The organism is Enterobacter sp. SGAir0187 (genome assembly GCF_002952735.2).
GTDB classification, from domain to species: Bacteria; Pseudomonadota; Gammaproteobacteria; order Enterobacterales; family Enterobacteriaceae; genus Enterobacter; species Enterobacter quasiroggenkampii.
Map to the genome: position 1 here is coordinate 2,838,519 of NZ_CP025034.2, position 20,887 is coordinate 2,859,405.

Consider the following 20,887-nt stretch of genomic DNA (forward strand, 5'->3'; position numbering starts at 1 on the left):
AAACAGCAGTAAAAATCTCTGCAGGCTTGTAGCTCAGGTGGTTAGAGCGCACCCCTGATAAGGGTGAGGTCGGTGGTTCAAGTCCACTCAGGCCTACCAAATTTTCCCTGATACTGCGTTGCGGCAACGCTCACATACTGATGTATGCTTCGCGTTACCACGCCTTGTCTCAGGAAAAATTACCGGTACAGAGATTGCAAAACGATGGGGCTATAGCTCAGCTGGGAGAGCGCCTGCTTTGCACGCAGGAGGTCTGCGGTTCGATCCCGCATAGCTCCACCATCTTTTACTGCGAACCCAAGAAAACTTCAGAGTGAACCTGAAAAGGTGCACTGCGAAGTTTTGCTCTTTAAAAATCTGGATCAAGCTGAAAATTGAAACGACACATCTTAATGGTGTGTTCGAGTCTCTCAAATTTTCGCAATCATGAAGTGAAACATCTTCGGGTTGTGAGGTTAAGCGACTAAGCGTACACGGTGGATGCCCTGGCAGTCAGAGGCGATGAAGGACGTGCTAATCTGCGAAAAGCGCCGGCGAGGTGATATGAACCTTTGACCCGGCGATGTCCGAATGGGGAAACCCAGTGCAATTCGTTGCACTATCGTTAACTGAATACATAGGTTAACGAGGCGAACCGGGGGAACTGAAACATCTAAGTACCCCGAGGAAAAGAAATCAACCGAGATTCCCCCAGTAGCGGCGAGCGAACGGGGAGCAGCCCAGAGTCTGAATCAGCTTGTGTGTTAGTGGAAGCGTCTGGAAAGTCGCACGGTACAGGGTGACAGTCCCGTACACGAAAACACACAGGTTGTGAACTCGAAGAGTAGGGCGGGACACGTGATATCCTGTCTGAATATGGGGGGACCATCCTCCAAGGCTAAATACTCCTGACTGACCGATAGTGAACCAGTACCGTGAGGGAAAGGCGAAAAGAACCCCGGCGAGGGGAGTGAAAAAGAACCTGAAACCGTGTACGTACAAGCAGTGGGAGCACCCTTGTGGTGTGACTGCGTACCTTTTGTATAATGGGTCAGCGACTTATATTCTGTAGCAAGGTTAACCGTATAGGGGAGCCGAAGGGAAACCGAGTCTTAACTGGGCGTTAAGTTGCAGGGTATAGACCCGAAACCCGGTGATCTAGCCATGGGCAGGTTGAAGGTTGGGTAACACTAACTGGAGGACCGAACCGACTAATGTTGAAAAATTAGCGGATGACTTGTGGCTGGGGGTGAAAGGCCAATCAAACCGGGAGATAGCTGGTTCTCCCCGAAAGCTATTTAGGTAGCGCCTCGTGAACTCATCTTCGGGGGTAGAGCACTGTTTCGGCTAGGGGGCCATCCCGGCTTACCAACCCGATGCAAACTACGAATACCGAAGAATGTTATCACGGGAGACACACGGCGGGTGCTAACGTCCGTCGTGAAGAGGGAAACAACCCAGACCGCCAGCTAAGGTCCCAAAGTCATGGTTAAGTGGGAAACGATGTGGGAAGGCACAGACAGCCAGGATGTTGGCTTAGAAGCAGCCATCATTTAAAGAAAGCGTAATAGCTCACTGGTCGAGTCGGCCTGCGCGGAAGATGTAACGGGGCTAAACCATGCACCGAAGCTGCGGCAGCGGCGCTTATGCGTTGTTGGGTAGGGGAGCGTTCTGTAAGCCGTTGAAGGTGTGCTGTGAGGCATGCTGGAGGTATCAGAAGTGCGAATGCTGACATAAGTAACGATAAAGCGGGTGAAAAGCCCGCTCGCCGGAAGACCAAGGGTTCCTGTCCAACGTTAATCGGGGCAGGGTGAGTCGACCCCTAAGGCGAGGCCGAAAGGCGTAGTCGATGGGAAACAGGTTAATATTCCTGTACTTGGTGTTACTGCGAAGGGGGGACGGAGAAGGCTATGTTAGCCGGGCGACGGTTGTCCCGGTTTAAGCATGTAGGCGGAGGTTCCAGGTAAATCCGGTACCTTTTAACGCTGAGGTGTGATGACGAGGCACTACGGTGCTGAAGTAACAAATGCCCTGCTTCCAGGAAAAGCCTCTAAGCATCAGGTAACATCAAATCGTACCCCAAACCGACACAGGTGGTCAGGTAGAGAATACCAAGGCGCTTGAGAGAACTCGGGTGAAGGAACTAGGCAAAATGGTGCCGTAACTTCGGGAGAAGGCACGCTGATATGTAGGTGAAGCCCCTGCGGGTGGAGCTGAAATCAGTCGAAGATACCAGCTGGCTGCAACTGTTTATTAAAAACACAGCACTGTGCAAACACGAAAGTGGACGTATACGGTGTGACGCCTGCCCGGTGCCGGAAGGTTAATTGATGGGGTTAGCGGCAACGCGAAGCTCTTGATCGAAGCCCCGGTAAACGGCGGCCGTAACTATAACGGTCCTAAGGTAGCGAAATTCCTTGTCGGGTAAGTTCCGACCTGCACGAATGGCGTAATGATGGCCAGGCTGTCTCCACCCGAGACTCAGTGAAATTGAACTCGCTGTGAAGATGCAGTGTACCCGCGGCAAGACGGAAAGACCCCGTGAACCTTTACTATAGCTTGACACTGAACACTGGTCCTTGATGTGTAGGATAGGTGGGAGGCTTTGAAGCGTGGACGCCAGTCTGCGTGGAGCCGTCCTTGAAATACCACCCTTTAATGGCTGGTGTTCTAACGTAGACCCGTGATCCGGGTTGCGGACAGTGTCTGGTGGGTAGTTTGACTGGGGCGGTCTCCTCCCAAAGAGTAACGGAGGAGCACGAAGGTTAGCTAATCCTGGTCGGACATCAGGAGGTTAGTGCAATGGCATAAGCTAGCTTGACTGCGAGAGTGACGGCTCGAGCAGGTGCGAAAGCAGGTCATAGTGATCCGGTGGTTCTGAATGGAAGGGCCATCGCTCAACGGATAAAAGGTACTCCGGGGATAACAGGCTGATACCGCCCAAGAGTTCATATCGACGGCGGTGTTTGGCACCTCGATGTCGGCTCATCACATCCTGGGGCTGAAGTAGGTCCCAAGGGTATGGCTGTTCGCCATTTAAAGTGGTACGCGAGCTGGGTTTAGAACGTCGTGAGACAGTTCGGTCCCTATCTGCCGTGGGCGCTGGAGAATTGAGGGGGGCTGCTCCTAGTACGAGAGGACCGGAGTGGACGCATCACTGGTGTTCGGGTTGTCATGCCAATGGCACTGCCCGGTAGCTAAATGCGGAAAAGATAAGTGCTGAAAGCATCTAAGCACGAAACTTGCCCCGAGATGAGTTCTCCCTGAGACTTTAAGTCTCCTGAAGGAACGTTGAAGACGACGACGTTGATAGGTCGGGTGTGTAAGCGCAGCGATGCGTTGAGCTAACCGATACTAATGAACCGTGAGGCTTAACCTTACAACGCCGAAGGTGTTTTGGCGAAGAGACAGACACGATTTTCAGCCTGATACAGATTAAACAGAATTTGCCTGGCGGCTTTAGCGCGGTGGTCCCACCTGACCCCATGCCGAACTCAGAAGTGAAACGCCGTAGCGCCGATGGTAGTGTGGGGTCTCCCCATGTGAGAGTAGGGAACTGCCAGGCATCAAACAAGTGAAGAGGCCATCCGAAAGGATGGCCTTTTTGCGTTTATACGCTGCACAAACTGATCCCCCAATGCCCTGCTTATACGGTAAACTACCTGCGTTTTTGCATCAGGATAGCGTCTATGAACCACTCCCTTAAGCCCTGGAATACCTTTGGCATTCAACGCAATGCTAATCAAATTGTACGTGCCGATACTGCACAGCAGCTGCTGGATGCATGGCAAAGCGCAACAGAAAAAAACGAACCCGTACTGATTCTGGGCGAAGGAAGTAATGTCCTGTTTCTCGACGATTTTGCGGGAACGGTGATCGTTAACCGCATCATGGGAATTGATGTGGAAGAGCGTGACAATAGCTGGCACTTGCACGTGGGGGCTGGTGAAAACTGGCACCACCTGGTGCAGTTTACCCTCGAAAAAGGGATGGCGGGTCTGGAAAACCTTGCGCTTATTCCAGGCTGCGCCGGATCGTCACCCATTCAAAACATCGGCGCCTACGGCATCGAGCTGAAACATGTCTGTGAATATGTCGACTGCATCGAGCTGGCGACCGGAACGGCGACGCGTTTAACCGCAGAACAGTGCCGTTTTGGCTATCGTGACAGTATCTTCAAACATGAATATCAGGATCGCTACGTGATTGTCGCTGTGGGTTTGCGTCTGTCGAAGAACTGGCAACCCGTATTGACCTACGGGGATTTAACGCGTCTCGATCCGGCTACCGTTACCGCACGCGACGTTTTTGACTCGGTTTGCCATATGCGGATGACCAAGCTTCCCGATCCCAAAGTTAACGGAAATGCAGGGAGCTTCTTTAAAAACCCGGTGATCAGCGGCGAAAATGCGAGACGCTTTCTGGAGGAGTGGCCAACCGCGCCACATTACCCTCAGGCGGATGGCAGCGTGAAGCTGGCAGCAGGATGGCTTATCGATCAATGCCAGCTAAAAGGCGCTTCAGTCGGCGGGGCAGCCGTTCACCGACAGCAGGCTCTGGTGCTGATTAACCAACGCGATGCAACCAGCGACGATGTGGTACAGCTGGCTCATTATGTTCGTCAGCGTGTGGGCGAAAAGTTTAACGTCTGGCTGGAGCCAGAAGTCCGCTTCATTGGCCGCAAAGGTGAAGTCAATGCCGTGGAGGCCATCGCGTGAAGGACAATACCGTTCCCTTAACCCTGATTAGCATCCTTGCTGACGGCGAGTTTCATTCTGGCGAGCAGCTGGGTGAACAGCTTGGCATGAGCCGTGCTGCTATCAATAAACATATCCAGACGCTTCGCGACTGGGGTGTTGATGTGTTCACGGTTCCCGGAAAAGGCTACAGCCTGCCGGAGCCGATTCAGTTGCTGAATGAAGACGCGATCCGCAGCCAGATTGGACATGGCAACGTGGCGGTGCTGCCGGTGATTGATTCGACGAACCAGTATCTTCTGGATCGTCTGCCTGAGCTCAAATCCGGCGATGCCTGCGTTGCTGAGTATCAGCAGGCTGGTCGCGGCCGTCGTGGCCGCAAGTGGTTTTCCCCCTTTGGCGCCAACCTCTATCTGTCCATGTACTGGCGACTCGATCAGGGCCCGGCCGCTGCCATTGGCCTGAGTCTGGTCATCGGTATCGTCATGGCAGAGGTGCTTCACGATCTGGGGGCGGATCAAGTGCGTGTTAAATGGCCTAACGATCTGTACCTCAACGATCGTAAACTTGCCGGCATTCTGGTTGAACTGACGGGCAAAACGGGCGATGCGGCGCAAATCGTCATTGGCGCGGGCCTCAATATGGTGATGCGCAATGTCCAGAATGACGTGGTTAATCAGGCCTGGACTAACCTCCAGGAGGCGGGGATCGTCATCGATCGTAACACCCTTGCCGTACGTATGATTAAAGAGCTGCGCAGTTCGCTCACGCTTTTTGAGCAGGAAGGGCTGGCGCCGTTCCTGTCGCGTTGGGAAAAACTGGATAACTTCATCAACCGCCCGGTGAAATTGCTGATTGGTGATAAAGAGATCTACGGCACTTCCCGCGGTATTGACGCTCAGGGCGCGCTGCTCCTGGAGCAGGATGGTGTAATCAAACCCTGGGTGGGCGGTGAAATTTCCCTGCGGAGTGCTGAATAACCGGATGGAGTGAATGATGCGAAAACCCGTCTGCGCGACGCTGGCCGTCATGATGAGCGTGTTGTTCTCACCCCTCTCTCAGGCGGGTCAGGCCTGGGAGAGTTATAAGGCACGCTTTTTCAAACCGGAAGGCCGCATTGTCGATACCGGCAATGGTGGCGTGTCGCATACGGAAGGTCAGGGCTTTGCCATGCTGATGGCAGTCGCCAACGACGATAAGGCCACGTTCGATAAGCTCTGGCAATGGACAAACCGTGAGCTGAAGAACAAAGAGAACGGTCTGTTTTACTGGCGCTTTAACCCCGCAGAGTCCAACCCGATCGCCGACAAAAACAACGCTGCCGATGGCGATGTGCTGATTGCCTGGGCGCTGCTTAAGGCCGATGCCCGCTGGCATGACAAACGCTACGGCGCCGCATCGGATGCCATTACAAAAGCGCTCGTTGCCCATAGCGTCATCCGCTATGCGGGTTACCGCGTGATGCTGCCCGGCGTCCAGGGATTTACGCTTGACGGTGAAGTGGTCCTTAATCCTTCCTATTTTGTGTTTCCGGCCTGGCAGGCCTTCTCCGGACGCAGTAATTTGCCGGTCTGGCGCGATTTGATTAAGGACGGGGAACGCCTGATGGGGAAAATGGGCTCGGGTAAAGCGAACCTACCTACTGACTGGGTTTCACTGACATCAGGTGGCAAGCTGGCTCCCGCTAAAGGCTGGGCACCGCGAATGAGCTATGACGCGATTCGTATTCCGCTATATCTTGCCTGGTCTGATAAGCAAAGCCCGCTCCTGACGCCGTGGAAAGCGTGGTTTGGGCAATTCCCCCGGGAGCAAACGCCCGCCTGGGTTAACGTCACCACTAACGAATATGCGCCTTACATGATGGAAGGCGGCCTGTTGGCTGTACGCGATTTAACGATGGGGCAGCCTTCCGAAGAACCCGAAATCACCTCTAAAGACGACTACTATTCGGCAAGTCTGAAAATGCTGGTGTGGATCGCCCAGCAATAATGTCGATATAGTCCCTCTCCCGGACGGGGAGAGGGACGTCATACCGTGTTACTGCGGATACGGTACCCAATCCCCGCCGTTCAGGCGAACGTACGGTTTGTTCTGATACTGAATCACCACCGCGTTGGCGTTCTCGGAGACTTCTGCCGTTTGCGGCAGTTTGCTGGTGAGCTGATCCCAGTTCACGCTATCTTCCACAAACAGCTTCCCGTCAACGGCACGGGCAACCAGTTCTGAGATTGCCAGATAACTGGTCGGCTGGGTGATTTCAATGGGGGCGCCCTGATGGGGTGCCTTCATCCCAAAGAACTTAATGCCAGCAGGCACGTTGGTAATCGACGGGCTTGGGATATCACGCAGGCCTGACACCTGCATTCTGTCGCCTTTCAGCGCGCCACCGTGCTCAGGCACCACGACCACCATCACTTTACGGCCTGATTTTTCCAGCTCCGTAAAGAACGCGTCCAGCTCGTCGAAGAATTTCTGCGCACGCACTTTATAATCCGCGGTTTTGCTCACGCCCGGGAAGTGGTTACCGTCGTGGAGCGGCAGGGTGTTAAAGAACGTCGCGCTGCGTGGATTACTGTCTTTCTCGATGGTCTGCAGCCAGCGCTGCAGCACGGCGGTATCGTCATAAACCGGCGAGCCGTCGAAGCCCAGCAGAGTAACGGGAAGACCAGTTTGATCCATCAACGGTGCCTGCATACCACCCTGTTCACGCACCTCTTTCAGGAAGTTACCGAACTGGCCGTTATGTCCCAGCATCAGATGCTGCGTAAAGCCCAGTTTGGCGAGGTTATCAAACAGATAACACTGATTGCCGGCAGGCTGATACAGATTCTTATGCGATGCCTGACCGCAGCTTGCACGCAGCAGGCGGATTGCTGCCGGGCCGCTGTACGAGGTGGCAGAGTTAAAATCTTTAAACTGAATGTCGAAATGCGACCACAGCGGATGAGACATCAAACCTGCAGCGTCCACGTCGGCCCAGGAGAGAGAGCAGATGTTGATCACCAGCAGTTCAAACGGCTGAGCATCCGCCGGCAGCGCATCCGGGAATTTCGTCTGTCGCTTGTCTTCCGCGGTATAGAAACTGGAGAGCCAGGCGTTCAGGTTGGTTGAGGTCGGCGGTGCGGTCTGGGTTGGGATATCGCCCACTACAGGCGTATCGCCAGCCGTGGTAACGGTTGCTGCTGCGCTTCCCCCTGTGGTGGTCACCGTGGTGGTCGGTTGACCAGCAGGCCACAGCGAAAAGTTTGGCCCAGCCAGCGTCAGCACGTTAAGCCAGATCATAATCGCGACGACAAACACCGTGACGCGGATCCACTGTGACAGGAACAGCCAGGCAACCAGCAGCACAAATATCGCGCCTATCATCTGCCAGTTAACAAACCGCTCGGTCAGATCGAGGATATAGCTGGCGCTAAAGCCTGCCACCTGTGAGCCCTGGCTCATAATGCTGTCCGGCCCCGGTAACCAGGTATCATGCCAGAACAGCGCAAAGCCGAGAGGGATGGCTATCCAGTGACGTAAGCGATGCAGCCTGATATTCGGCAGGGGCATCAGCAGGAAGGCCATAAATACCAGGTTGAGAAGGGGATGGAAATTCAGATAGCCTGCCCACAGCAGACCAAACTTCACCAGAAAGTAGAAGTTCCAGCCGGAAAGGCCGCGCCAGTATTGCCAGAGCGGCGAGGGTGACGAAGCGGTATAGGTAGAATTAGTCATGTTTTCGGTCTGCCTTGACGTGTGATGCCCGTGTCAGTGTTCCGGCTGGTTTTACATAGCGAGGTTTTATAAACAGCACTCTGGCCGTATCACGGATACGACGTATGGAATGGCGTGCATAGTAGCCAAGCGGGAAAAAGATCAGCGCACAGACTATAACCAGTTGAATGATATCGCTGATATTCATGATGGTGCGTTCTCCGCGTTGTCTGTTAATAAGCGAAGGGGCTCCGGAACCCGGCGCCAGACATGTCCATCATGTCTGGCATTGAGGATCGGTTTCGCATCGCTCTTGATCGCGAGCGGTTTAGCCCATTGTTCAGGCTGGAGCGCACGCATCTGCACCAGCTCCGCGCTGATCGTATTATCTTCGAACCAAATCATACGGTTCGAGAAAATATCCCCGGTAGGCAGGGGGAAGATGTGGTTAAGCGCCGTATCGAGGTCGTTTACCCGGCAGAAGGACAAAAACAGCACCAGGCGATTGTCGCCAATGGTCATGATGTCCCCTGTACGGTTCGGGCGACATAAGGTGAGAGCCTGTTCAACGCGAATACCCGGTACAGGACGCAGAGCAACCATGACCCCTTTCCCGTCAGCTGGAAGAAGCGTATTGCTCATCATGTTGCCGACGGCGTCGCAGAAGGTATCCCATTTTTGGTATCCACGCAGCTTCATCGGCTGCGTCATGGAGAGCAGCGTGGAAATATCTTCCGGCACATGGCGGCTAAACTGCTGGCCCTGAACGCTTTCGATAAGCGTCAGGCAGCGTGACAACGGCGCATTCCATGGAATAACCATATTGGCGCCACAACCCAGAAGCAGACGCTCATCGGTGGCGCGCAGGCTGGTATTGTTTTCGCGCACGATGATTTTTAACGCGCTTCCGCGCTGGCGGCGCAAGGTGTGGATCTGCCTTGCAAGCGTCTCAATCTGGTTATTCTGCATCAGCGAGAAAATAATCGTTGCCGCCTGGGTTGTGCGAGCTTCGTGGAAAAGGTCTTCGTTAGATTCAAACAGCGACCAGTTTTCCGACAGGGCGGGTGCCCCCTCTAAAACCGCGATATGGCTCAGAATGCGTTTTTCATCACTGCGCGGTTGCACCACGGTTTCTTCCTGCTGCGCCAGGTGCCACTTACCCTCGATATGTTTCAGCGTAAGTTGTTGCCTGGCGCTCACACCTTTTTCATTACACCAGAATGCAATATCGTAGAGATAGCTTCCCGCCTGGTCACGAACGCTTGCCAGACCGAACAGGGAGCGATATTCACCCATTAAAAGTGAGAATAGCTTGTCATTATTACTGCCGGGATTGACTATCAATAGCGTGCAATTTTGAAATTTTGCCCATTTATTGATTTTTTCCAGCCACGGCAGCAGTTTTTCAGCAGGGATATTTTGCAGGACGTTATTTGCGCATTTAAGGATCACTAAATAGTGATCCGGATCAATAGTGCACTGAACGTCGCGGGACAAAAAGTATAGACTATCGGCATCCGATGTCATGGAAAATAATCGCACCGTCTGAGGCCCGCGATCGTTTTCCAGCGTGATAATTTTCTTCGGATCTTCGCCCATGCTAATGACAGCCACGCGGGAATCCTTATCCTGAGCAGCAATTGTCTGGTTTACCAGACTGATAGCATCTTCATTACGGTCCGTATTAATCCACCAGACTCCTCCGACTGGCATGTGGCTCAATTCGTCCCATAATGACTGGATGCCAATAGAAAATATGGAGTCCACGGTGTCCCTCTTTTCGTCTAATTTATCTGTATCTCAGTTTACTAGCGAAAGCGTAGAAATAAACCTAACATTGAAATTAAAGAACATCAGATTTAGCATGTAAATGAAATTTGTCAGGGCAGGAAGCCCCGCAACTTCTTTAGCGTGCGATTTTCCTTAAAGGGATGGAAAAAGAATGGATAATAATGAACCCGGTACCCCAGTCGACTCGACCCTGGGTTACACATTCCAAAACGATTTTCTGGCGCTGACGCAGGCCTTTTCTTTACCTGAAATAGATTACACCGATATTTCCCAGCGGGAACAGTTGGCCGCGGCTATTAAACGCTGGCCGTTATTAGCTGAATTCGCCCATCAACAATAAGGGAGCCATTGATGGCCATACTCGGATTACAGGGTGTCCGTGGGGGTGTGGGTACCACATCTGTTACCGCGGCGCTGGCGTGGTCATTACAGCTTTTAGGTGAATCGGTGCTGGTTATTGACGCCTGCGCCGATAATTTGCTGCGTATGTCGTTTAACGTCGACTTTACTCGCGAAGAGGGCTGGGCCCGCGCGCTCCTTGACGATAAAGACTGGCAGGATGCAGGTTTGCGCTATACCTCCCTTCTTGACCTGCTGCCGTTTGGTCAACTGACCACCACGGAACGCGAGAATGAAGCCGCGTACCAGCGCCTGTTTTCGCAATTTACGCTGGCGCTGCAGAGCCTGAAGGAAAAGGGGCACTACAAGTGGATCCTGCTGGATCTGCCGCACGGTGCCGGCACGCTGACCCGACAGCTTATCGCGCAGTGCGATCATGTCCTCTCGATCGTTAATGTCGATGCGAACTGCCATATCCGCCTGCATCAGCAGGGGCTGCCTCAGAATGCGCATCTTCTGATTAACGATTTACGTATTGGCAGCCAAATTCAGGACGATCTCTATCAGGTCTGGCTGCAGAGCCAGCGCCGCCTGCTTCCCATTGTCATCCATCGTGATGAGGGCATGGCGGAATGCCTTGCGTCGAAGCAACCGCTCGGCGAATACCGCAGCGATTCACTGGCGGCAGAAGAGATCCTGACGCTGGCTAACTGGTGTCTGCTGAACTTCGCCAACCGGGCGGAGCATGCAGGGAGTGATGTATGAGTCGTCTCGCCAGCTGGTTACTCATCCCACCGGTCAGTTCGCGTTTGAGCGAACATTACCGGCATTTTCGCCGTCACGGCGCGTCGGCATTCAGCGCCGCGCTCGGCTGTTTCTGGATGATTCTGGCCTGGATGTTTATTCCACTCGAACACCCGCGCTGGCAGCGTATACGTGCCCGGCACAGTGAACTGTATCCGCACATTAATCCTGACCGGCCGCGTCCACTGGATCCGGCGCGTTATCTCATTCAGGCCATCTGGCTGGTGGCGACCTCATCCCGCGTGGAGACAAAAACGCCGCACTGGCGGAGCTTCTCCCGCGTGCAGCAGTTACGTGAGCGCTACCATCAGTGGCTGGACAGGCTGCCCAACAGCGTCAGCGATAAGACCAGCCATCTGGATAACCACAAAGAGCTCGGGCATCTCCACCCGGGCTTGCGGCGTTTTATCCTCGGCGTGATCGTCGTGTTCTCGCTCATTCTGGCGCTGGTCTGTATTACGCAGCCTTTCAACCCTCTGGCGCAGTTCACTTTCCTGATCCTGCTGTGGGGCGTGGCGCTACTGGTACGCCGAATTCCGGGTCGCTTCTCGGCGCTGATGCTGATCGTGTTGTCGCTGACCGTCTCCTGCCGCTACATCTGGTGGCGTTATACCTCGACGCTGAACTGGGACGACCCGGTGAGTCTGGTGTGCGGCCTGGTGCTGCTGTTTGCTGAAACCTATGCCTGGATTGTGCTGGTGCTGGGCTATTTCCAGGTGATTTGGCCGCTCAACCGTCAGCCGGTTCCGCTGCCAAAGGACACGACCCAGTGGCCAACCGTCGATCTCTTCGTGCCGACCTACAACGAAGACCTGAGCGTGGTGAAGAACACCATCTATGCCGCGCTGGGCATCGACTGGCCGAAAGATAAGCTCAAGGTCTGGATTCTTGATGACGGCAACCGTCCGGCGTTCCGCCAGTTCGCGGAGGAGGTCGGCGTCGAATACATCGCCCGTCCGACGCATGAACACGCTAAGGCGGGGAACATCAACAACGCGTTGAAGTATGCCACCGGGGAGTTTGTTTCGATCTTTGACTGCGACCACGTGCCGACGCGCTCGTTCCTGCAGATGACCATGGGCTGGTTCCTGAAGGAGAAAGAGCTGGCGATGATGCAGACGCCGCACCACTTCTTCTCGCCGGACCCGTTTGAACGTAACCTTGGCCGTTTCCGTAAGACCCCGAACGAAGGCACGCTGTTCTATGGCCTGGTACAGGACGGAAACGACATGTGGGACGCCACCTTCTTCTGCGGCTCATGCGCGGTTATCCGCCGTAAACCGCTGGATGAAATTGGTGGTATCGCCGTCGAGACGGTCACCGAAGATGCGCACACCTCGCTGCGCCTGCACCGTCGTGGCTATACCTCAGCCTATATGCGCATTCCGCAAGCTGCAGGTCTGGCAACGGAGTCACTGTCGGCGCACATTGGCCAGCGTATTCGCTGGGCGCGCGGCATGGTGCAGATTTTCCGTCTCGATAACCCCCTGATTGGGAAAGGGCTCAAGCTGGCGCAGCGTCTCTGCTACGTCAACGCCATGTTCCACTTCTTGTCCGGTATCCCGCGGCTTATCTTCCTGACCGCGCCGCTGGCGTTCTTGCTCCTTCACGCTTATATCATCTACGCCCCGGCGCTGATGATTGCGCTGTTTGTTCTGCCGCACATGATCCACGCGAGCCTGACGAACTCGAAGATTCAGGGGAAATACCGCCACTCCTTCTGGAGTGAAATCTACGAAACGGTGCTGGCCTGGTACATCGCGCCGCCGACGATGGTGGCGCTGATTAACCCGCATAAAGGGAAATTCAACGTCACCGCGAAGGGCGGTCTGGTAGAGGAGGAGTACGTCGACTGGGTGATCTCCCGGCCGTATATCTTCCTGGTATTGCTGAATATCGTGGGCGTCATCGCTGGTATCTGGCGCTACTTCTACGGTCCGGAAAACGAAATCCTGACCGTCTTCGTCAGTATGGCCTGGGTCTTCTACAACCTGATTATCCTCGGTGGCGCGGTGGCGGTGTCGGTGGAGAGCAAACAGGTTCGTCGCGCACATCGCGTGGAAATCTGCATGCCAGCGGCGATTGCCCGTGAAGATGGCCATCTCTTCTCCTGTACCGTGCACGACTTCTCTGACGGCGGCCTGGGGATCAAAATCAACGGCCAGGCGAAGGTGCTGGAAGGGCAGAAAGTTAACCTGCTCCTTAAGCGCGGTCAGCAGGAGTATGTCTTCCCCACGCAGGTTGTTCGCGTGGTGGGCAATGAAGTCGGCCTGCAACTGATGCCGTTGACCAAAAAGCAACATATCGATTTTGTGCAGTGTACGTTTGCCCGCGCGGATACGTGGGCTCTCTGGCAGGACAGCTTCCCGGAAGATAAACCTCTGGAAAGCCTGCTGGATATTCTGAAGCTGGGGTTCCGTGGCTATCGTCACCTTGCAGAATTTGCCCCGTCGTCGGTGAAATTAATTTTCCGGTCACTTACTTCGCTGGTTTCCTGGGTCGTGTCGTTCATTCCTCGTCGTCCTGAGCGGGATGAGGCGAAGCAGGCGGACCCGGTTATGGCTCAACAATGATGATAACGCGATGAAAACAAAACTTTCCTGGTTATGTGCAGTGGCAATGGGGATGAATGCGCTCCCCGCAACAATGGCTAACGCGGCCCCGGGTAACGCAGCGGCAACGCCTGCGCCAACCGTACCTGTCGTCGCGCAAGCAACCGATCCGGTTGTCACCGCGGCACCCGGTCAAACGGAAAACATCCTGCCGAACCAGCCAACGGAGGGGAACACCCTGCCGGCAGACGGCCAGGTCATCGGGCAGGTGATGCCGGGCGTCCGGGGGGCGAATGCGCCCGTCGTGGCGGACAATGCGCCGTCGCGGGACGTGAAGCTGACCTTCGCACAAATTGCGCCGCCTCCGGGCAGCATGGTGCTGCGCGGCATCAACCCTAACGGCGGCATTGAATTTGGCATGCGCAGCGATGAGGTTGTCTCTAATGCGGTACTGAATCTCGAATACACGCCGTCGCCGTCGCTGCTGCCGACCCAGTCTCAGCTGAAGGTCTATCTGAATGACGAGCTGATGGACGTTCTGCCGGTCACCAAAGAGCAGCTCGGCAAGAAAACGCAGGCTCAGGTGCCGATCAACCCGCTGTTCATCACCGACTTTAACCGTATTCGCCTGGAATTTGTCGGTCACTACCGCGATGTCTGCGAAAACCCGGCCAGCAACACGCTGTGGATGGACGTCGGACGTAACTCCTCGCTGCAGATGACCTACCAGTCGCTGGCGCTGAAAAACGATCTCTCAGCCTTCCCGGTTCCGTTCTTCGATCCGCGTGATAACCGTCCGCTCACGCTGCCGATGGTGTTTGCCTCTTCCCCGGACGTAACCGAGCAGCTGGCGGCCACCATTGTGGCGTCCTGGTTTGGTTCACGCGCGGGCTGGCGCGGCCAGAGCTTCCCGGCGATGTATGACAAGCTGCCGGACAGAAATGCCATTGTGTTTGCCACCAACGCGAAACGCCCGGCTTTCCTGCGCGATCATCCGGACGTCAACGCGCCGACCATTGAGATGATAAGCCACCCGGAAAACCCGTACGTGAAGCTGCTGGTGGTCTTTGGTCGTGATGATAAAGATCTGGTGCAGGCAGCTAAAGCGATTGCCCAGGGCAACGTTCTTTTCCGTGGCAACAGCGTTGTAGTGGATGAGGTCAAACCGCTGCTGGCGCGTAAACCTTATGATGCGCCAAACTGGGTGCGCACCGACCGTGCGGTCACCTTTGGCGAACTGAAAACCTATGAAGAACAGCTGCAGGCGACGGGGCTTGAGCCAGCGCCGATTAGCCTGTCGCTGAATCTACCGCCGGATCTGTACCTGCTACGCACCAACGGCATTGATATCAATCTGAACTACCGGTATACCGCGCCAGCGACCAAAGACAGCTCGCGCATGGATATCAGCCTGAACAACCAGTTCCTGCAATCTTTCAGCCTGCAAAGCACGCAGGATAGTAACCGTCTGATGCTTCGTCTGCCGGTGCTGCAGGGGCTGCTGGACGGTAAAACGGATGTCTCCATCCCGGCACTGAAGCTCGGCGCGATAAACCAGCTGCGCTTTGACTTCCAGTACATGAACCCGATGCCTGGCGGCTCGGTGGAAAACTGCATCACCTTCCAGCCGGTGCAGAACCACGTTGTGATTGGCGATGAGTCGACCATCGACTTCTCGAAGTACTATCACTTCCTGGCGATGCCGGATCTGCGCGCCTTTGCTAACGCGGGCTTCCCGTTCAGCCGCATGGCCGATCTCTCTGAGTCCATTGTGGTGATGCCGAAAGCGCCAAACGAAAGTCAGGTCACGACCCTGCTGGACACCATGGCGACCGTTGGCGGACAGACGGGATTACCGGCAATTAACGTCACGTTGACGGACGATGGCAGCCAGATTCAGAACAAAGACGCTGACATCATGGTGATCGGTACCATTCCGGATAAGCTGAAGGATGACAAACGTATCGATCTGCTGGTGAAAGCCACCGAGTCCTGGGTTAACACGCCGCTGCGCCAGACCGAATTCCCGAGCATTATGCCGGATATGAACGACCGTCAGGCCAGCGCGCAGACGACGGTAACGTCTCAGGGGGCAATGGCTGCGGTGGTGGGCTTCCAGTCACCTTACAACGAACAGCGTAGCGTCGTGGCTCTCCTCGCGGACAGCCCGCGCGGGTATGAACTGCTCAATACGGCCATGAACGACAGCGGTAAACGTGCCGCGATGTTTGGTTCCGTGTCGGTGATCCGTGAGTCCGGCGTCAATAGCCTGCGCGTGGGGGATGTGTACTACGTGGGCCATCTGCCGTGGTTCGAACGCCTGTGGTATGCGCTGGCTAACCATCCGGTTCTGCTCGCTATCCTGGCTGCGGTCAGTGTGGTCCTGCTGGCATGGGTGCTGTGGCGTCTGCTGCGAATCATCAGCCGTCGTCGTCTGAACCCGGATGAGTAAGATGTGATGAAAGCCTTTCGCTGGTGTGTATTAGCAGCGGTGATGCTGGCGGCGCTTCCTCTTCGCGCCGCCTGTACCTGGCCTGCCTGGGAGCAGTTTAAAAAGGACTACATCAGTGAGGGCGGGCGTGTCATTGACCCCAGTGACACGCGCAAAATTACGACCTCGGAAGGGCAAAGCTACGCCCTGTTCTTTGCCCTGGCGGCGAACGATCGCCAGGCCTTTGACCAACTGCTGACGTGGACGCGCGATAATCTTGCCAGCGGCGATCTCAACGACCATCTGCCAGCCTGGCTATGGGGGCAGAAAGATAAAGAGACGTGGGCGGTGATTGATACCAACTCCGCCTCTGATGCCGATGTCTGGATCGCCTGGTCACTGCTCGAAGCGGGTCGGCTGTGGAAGCATCCGGACTATACCCGCACGGGTAAAGCGCTGCTGAAACGCATCGTCAGCGAGGAGGTGGTGAAAGTCCCGGGGCTTGGCGCAATGCTGCTTCCCGGCAAAGTCGGCTTTGCCGATGAACACGCCTGGCGCTTTAACCCCAGCTACCTTCCTCCGCAGCTAGCGGCTTATTTCACGCGCTTTGGCTCCCCGTGGACCCAGCTTCGTGAAACCAATCTGCGCCTGCTGCTGGAGAGTGCGCCGAAAGGCTTTTCGCCGGACTGGGTGCAGTATCAGAAAAACAGAGGCTGGCGGTTACAGCAGGATAAGGCGCTGGTGGGCGGCTACGACGCCATCCGCGTGTATCTCTGGGTGGGCATGATGAGTGACAACGATCCTCAGAAAGCCCAGTTGCTGACGCGCTTCCAGCCGATGGCGGCAAAGACCATGAAACGGGGTGTGCCGCCGGAGAAAGTGGATGTGGCGATGGGGAAACGCACCGGCGACGGCCCGGTCGGGTTCTCTGCCGCTATGCTGCCGTTTTTACAACAACGTGATGCCCAGGCGATTCAGCGCCAGCGCGTTGCGGACCATTTTCCCGATAATAATGCCTATTACAGCTACGTGCTGACGCTTTTTGGGCAAGGATGGGATCAGCATCGTTTTCGCTTCACCGCAAAAGGTGAATTAATACCGGATTGGGGCCAGGAATGCGCAAGTTCACAGTAAATCTACTCAGTTTATCGCTTGGCCTGGCGCTTATGCCGTGGGCTCAGGCCGCTAACTCTCCGCAGCAAAAACAGCTGCTGGAGCAGGTGAGGCTGGGCGAATCGACACAGCGTGAGGATTTGGTTCGTCAGTCGCTTTATCGCCTTGAGCTGATTGACCCGAACAACCCTGACGTCATCGCCGCACGCTTTCGCTACCTGCTGCGCCAGGGCGATAACGCCGGTGCGCAAAAAGAGCTGGATCGTCTGAAAGGGATTGCGCCGGGTTCGAGTGCGTACCAGTCATCACGCAACACGATGCTGCTTTCTACTCCGGATGGCCGCCAGCAGCTCCAGCAGGCGCGACTGCTCGCTACGACGGGGCACACGCAGGAGGCGATTGCCGCCTATGACAAGCTGTTTGACGGCAACCCGCCGGGTGGCGACGTGGCGACGGAATACTGGAACGTCGTGGCAAAAGATCCTGCTCGCCGCGGCGCGGCCATTAACCAGCTCAAGAAAATAAACAGCAGCAGTCCCGGAAATACGCAGCTGCAGGCTACGCTGGCCCAGCTTCTGTTCCAGAGTGGACGTCGTGATGAAGCCTTTGCGGTATTGCAGGAGATGGCCAAATCCACCAGTGGCCGCAGCCAGGCGTCTGATATGTGGTATGACCAAATCAAAGACCAGCCTGCCAGCAGCGCCAGCGTCAGTGCGCTGCAAAAATACCTGAGCGTATTCAGCGACGGGGATAGCGTCGCGGCGGCGCGTGCCCAGCTTGAAGCGCAGCAAAAACAGCTCGCCGATCCGGCGTTCCGCGCGAAAGCGGAAGGGCTGGCGGCGGTGGATGCCGGGCAGGGAAGTAAGGCGGTGGCGGAGCTGCAAAAAGCCGTCAGCGCCAACCATGCCGACAGTGAAGCGGTGGGCGCTCTTGGACAGGCGTATTCCCAGAAGGGCGACCGCGCCCGCGCGGTCGCCCAGTTTGAAAAGGCGATTGCCCTCGACCCCCAGAGCGATAACCGGGGTAAATGGGACAGTCTTCTGAAAGTTAACCGCTACTGGCTGCTGATCCAGCAGGGCGATGCGGCGCTGAAGGCGAATAACCCGGCGCAGGCAGAGCGTTACTATCAGCAGGCACGCAATACCGACAATACCGACAGCTATGCCGTGCTGGGGCTGGGCGACGCCGCCGCGGCACGTAAAGATAACGACGCGGCGGAGCGTTACTATCGCCAGGCGCTGCGGATGGACAGTGGCAACAGCAATGCGGTTCGCGGCCTGGCCAATATTTACCGCGCGCAGTCGCCGGAGAAGGCTTCGCAGTTTATCCAGTCTCTCTCCGCCAGCCAGCGCCGTAGCATAGACGACATTGAACGTAGCCTGACCAACGAACAGCTCTCCGCCCAGGCCGAACAGCTTGAGAACCAGGGGAAATACGCGCAGGCAGCAGACATTCAGCGTCGTCGTCTGGCGCTCTCTCCCGGCGACGTGTGGATAACCTATCGTCTCTCGCGCGATCTCTACAGCGCGGGTCAGCGCAGCCAGGCGGATACCCTGATGCGTCAGCTTGCCCACCAGAAACCGTCCGACCCGGATCAGGTGTATGCCAACGGGCTCTACCTTTCCGGAAACGATCAGGACCGCGCCGCGCTGGCGCATCTGGAGACGCTGCCGCGCAGCCAGTGGAACGGTAATATTCAGGAACTTGCCGACCGCCTGCAAAGCAACCAGGTGCTGGAAACCGCCAACCGCCTGCGCGACAGCGGCAAAGAGCAGGATGCAGAGAATCTTCTTCGCCAGCAGCCGACCTCCACCCGTATCGACCTCACGCTGGCGGACTGGGCGCAGCAGCGTGGCGATCTGGACTCGGCGAAAACGACGTACAACGCCGTCCTGCAGCGTGAGCCGCAGAATGAAGACGCGCTCCTCGGTCTGACCGAGATTTACAGCGCGCAGGGTAACAAAGATGCCGCGCGCGCGGAGCTGGCGAAGCTGCCCGCCGCGCAAAACGGCCAGCCGCTGTCGCTCAATATGCAGCGCCGCATCGCGATGGCGCAGGCGGGTCTGGGCGATGCCGCTGCCGCAGAGCAGACCTTCAATAAAATTATTCCGCAGGCTAAATCGCAGCCTGGCTCCATGGAAAACGCGCTGGTGCTGCGTGATGCCGCGCGTTTCCAGGCGCAGAACGGCCAGCCTCAGCAGGCGCTGGAAACCTACAAAGATGCGATGGTATCGACGGGTATCACCACGACGCGTCCGGCTGACAACGACAGTTTCACCCGTCTGACGCGTAACGATGAAAAAGACGACTGGCTGAAGCGCGGCGTGCGCAGTGATGCCGGTGACTTGTACCGCCAGCAGGATGTTAACGTCACGCTGCAGCACGATTACTGGGGCTCCAGCGGTACGGGCGGTTATTCCGATCTGAAAGCGCATACCACCATGCTGCAGGTGGATGCGCCGCTCTCTGATGGACGCATGTTCTTCAGAAGCGATCTGGTCAATATGGATGCCGGGTCATTCGATACCAGGAACGGGACTTACGATCCTAAATGGGGAACCTGCTACGAAACGCCGTGTAGCGGCAACACCCATCAGTCCGACAATGGCGCAAGCGTTGCCGTCGGCTGGCAGAATAAAACCTGGGCGATGGATATTGGTACCACGCCAATGGGCTTTGACGTCGTCGACGTGGTGGGCGGCATCAGCTACAGCAGCGATCTGGGGCCCATCGGCTATACCGTTAACGCCCATCGTCGGCCAATCTCCAGCTCTCTGCTGGCCTTCGGCGGGCAAAAAGATACCAATACCGGCACCACCTGGGGTGGCGTACGCGCCACCGGTGGCGGCGTAAGTATGAGCTATGACAAAGGGGAAGCGAACGGCGTCTGGTCAAGCCTGAACGCGGAAACGCTGACGGGTAAAAATGTGGAGGATAACTGGCGCGTCCGCTGGATGACGGGTTACTACTACAAGCTCATTAATAAAAACAACGAGCGCCTGACGGTCGGGGTGTCCAACATGCTCTGGCACTACGACAAAGACCTGAGCGGTTATACCCTGGGCCAGGGCGGCTATTACAGCCCGCAGGAGTATGTCTCCTTCGCCTTGCCGGTGACATGGCGTAAGCGCACGGAAAACTGGTCCTGGGAGCTGGGGGGCTCGGTCTCCTGGTCCCACTCCAAAACCAAAGACGAGCTGCGCTACCCGATTCAGAATCTGATCCCGACCGATGAGCCAGACCGCTATACCGACCGGGGCGCGATGGAAACCGGCAGCAGTTCTTCCGGGACGGGTTATACCGCACGGGCCATAATCGAGCGGCGGGTTACGTCCAACTGGTTTGTGGGCATGGGCGTGGATATTCAGGAAGCGAAAGACTATACCCCAAGCCACGCGCTGATCTATGTGCGCTACTCTGCTGCAGGCTGGCAGGGCGATATGGACTTACCGCCGCAGCCGCTTATCCCTTACGCGGACTGGTAA

12 protein-coding genes, 2 tRNA genes and 2 rRNA genes are annotated in these 20,887 nt (G+C 56.1%); 13 read left to right on the forward strand and 3 right to left on the reverse strand.

Annotated elements, in window-relative coordinates:
* Positions 1-22: 22 nt before the first annotated feature.
* The 7 genes from CWR52_RS13620 (at position 23) to CWR52_RS13650 (ending at position 6,665) form a co-directional block, all read left to right on the forward strand.
* A tRNA-Ile gene (locus CWR52_RS13620) sits at positions 23-99 on the forward strand.
* Between the two features lie 107 nt (positions 100-206).
* Positions 207-282: transfer RNA gene (locus CWR52_RS13625), tRNA-Ala, on the forward strand.
* Positions 283-453: 171 nt separating this feature from the next.
* Positions 454-3,358, forward strand: a 23S ribosomal RNA gene (locus tag CWR52_RS13630).
* Positions 3,359-3,428: 70 nt separating this feature from the next.
* Positions 3,429-3,544, forward strand: a 5S ribosomal RNA gene (gene rrf / locus CWR52_RS13635).
* Positions 3,545-3,668: 124 nt separating this feature from the next.
* Entirely contained in the window at positions 3,669-4,697 is a 1,029-nt protein-coding gene (murB, locus tag CWR52_RS13640; RefSeq protein ID WP_104949910.1) for a UDP-N-acetylmuramate dehydrogenase, read from the forward strand.
* The gene (birA, locus tag CWR52_RS13645; RefSeq protein ID WP_104949911.1) at positions 4,694-5,656 is read left to right on the forward strand and encodes a bifunctional biotin--[acetyl-CoA-carboxylase] ligase/biotin operon repressor BirA; all 963 of its coding nucleotides are present in this window, start codon (positions 4,694-4,696) and stop codon (positions 5,654-5,656) included. Before murB ends, birA begins: the two co-directional genes overlap by 4 nt.
* Before the next feature lie 16 nt (positions 5,657-5,672).
* Positions 5,673-6,665 (forward strand): glycosyl hydrolase family 8, encoded by a 993-nt coding sequence (locus tag CWR52_RS13650; protein ID WP_104949912.1) that lies wholly within the window; start codon positions 5,673-5,675, stop codon positions 6,663-6,665.
* Between the two features lie 48 nt (positions 6,666-6,713).
* Here CWR52_RS13650 and bcsG read toward each other — a convergent pair whose 3' ends face one another.
* From bcsG to bcsE, 3 genes are read right to left on the reverse strand one after another with little or no spacing between them, the layout of a single operon-like run.
* Positions 6,714-8,393, reverse strand: a complete 1,680-nt coding sequence (gene bcsG / locus CWR52_RS13655; RefSeq protein WP_104949913.1) for a cellulose biosynthesis protein BcsG — start codon at positions 8,391-8,393, stop codon at positions 6,714-6,716.
* Entirely contained in the window at positions 8,386-8,580 is a 195-nt protein-coding gene (gene bcsF, locus CWR52_RS13660; protein WP_045909071.1) for a cellulose biosynthesis protein BcsF, read from the reverse strand. Before bcsF ends, bcsG begins: the two co-directional genes overlap by 8 nt.
* Complete coding sequence (gene bcsE / locus CWR52_RS13665; RefSeq protein ID WP_104949914.1) at positions 8,577-10,139, reverse strand: cellulose biosynthesis c-di-GMP-binding protein BcsE; 1,563 nt, start codon at positions 10,137-10,139, stop codon at positions 8,577-8,579. Before bcsE ends, bcsF begins: the two co-directional genes overlap by 4 nt.
* A gap of 175 nt (positions 10,140-10,314) precedes the next feature.
* Here bcsE and bcsR point away from each other — a divergent pair, with 175 nt between their 5' ends.
* From bcsR to bcsC, 6 genes are read left to right on the forward strand one after another with little or no spacing between them, the layout of a single operon-like run.
* The gene (gene bcsR, locus CWR52_RS13670) at positions 10,315-10,503 is read left to right on the forward strand and encodes a cellulose biosynthesis protein BcsR (RefSeq protein ID WP_008503237.1); all 189 of its coding nucleotides are present in this window, start codon (positions 10,315-10,317) and stop codon (positions 10,501-10,503) included.
* Positions 10,504-10,514: 11 nt separating this feature from the next.
* Positions 10,515-11,267, forward strand: a complete 753-nt coding sequence (bcsQ, locus tag CWR52_RS13675) for a cellulose biosynthesis protein BcsQ (protein WP_104949915.1) — start codon at positions 10,515-10,517, stop codon at positions 11,265-11,267.
* Positions 11,264-13,879 carry a UDP-forming cellulose synthase catalytic subunit gene (gene bcsA / locus CWR52_RS13680; RefSeq protein WP_104949916.1) on the forward strand — a complete coding sequence of 872 codons (2,616 nt, stop codon included), beginning with the start codon at positions 11,264-11,266 and terminating at the stop codon, positions 13,877-13,879. Before bcsQ ends, bcsA begins: the two co-directional genes overlap by 4 nt.
* A 10-nt stretch (positions 13,880-13,889) precedes the next feature.
* Positions 13,890-16,310, forward strand: a complete 2,421-nt coding sequence (bcsB, locus tag CWR52_RS13685) for a cellulose biosynthesis cyclic di-GMP-binding regulatory protein BcsB (protein WP_104949917.1) — start codon at positions 13,890-13,892, stop codon at positions 16,308-16,310.
* Positions 16,311-16,316: 6 nt separating this feature from the next.
* Positions 16,317-17,423, forward strand: a complete 1,107-nt coding sequence (gene bcsZ / locus CWR52_RS13690) for a cellulose synthase complex periplasmic endoglucanase BcsZ (RefSeq protein WP_104949918.1) — start codon at positions 16,317-16,319, stop codon at positions 17,421-17,423.
* The gene (gene bcsC / locus CWR52_RS13695) at positions 17,405-20,887 is read left to right on the forward strand and encodes a cellulose synthase complex outer membrane protein BcsC (RefSeq protein ID WP_104949919.1); all 3,483 of its coding nucleotides are present in this window, start codon (positions 17,405-17,407) and stop codon (positions 20,885-20,887) included. The genes bcsZ and bcsC overlap by 19 nt, the downstream gene beginning before the upstream one ends.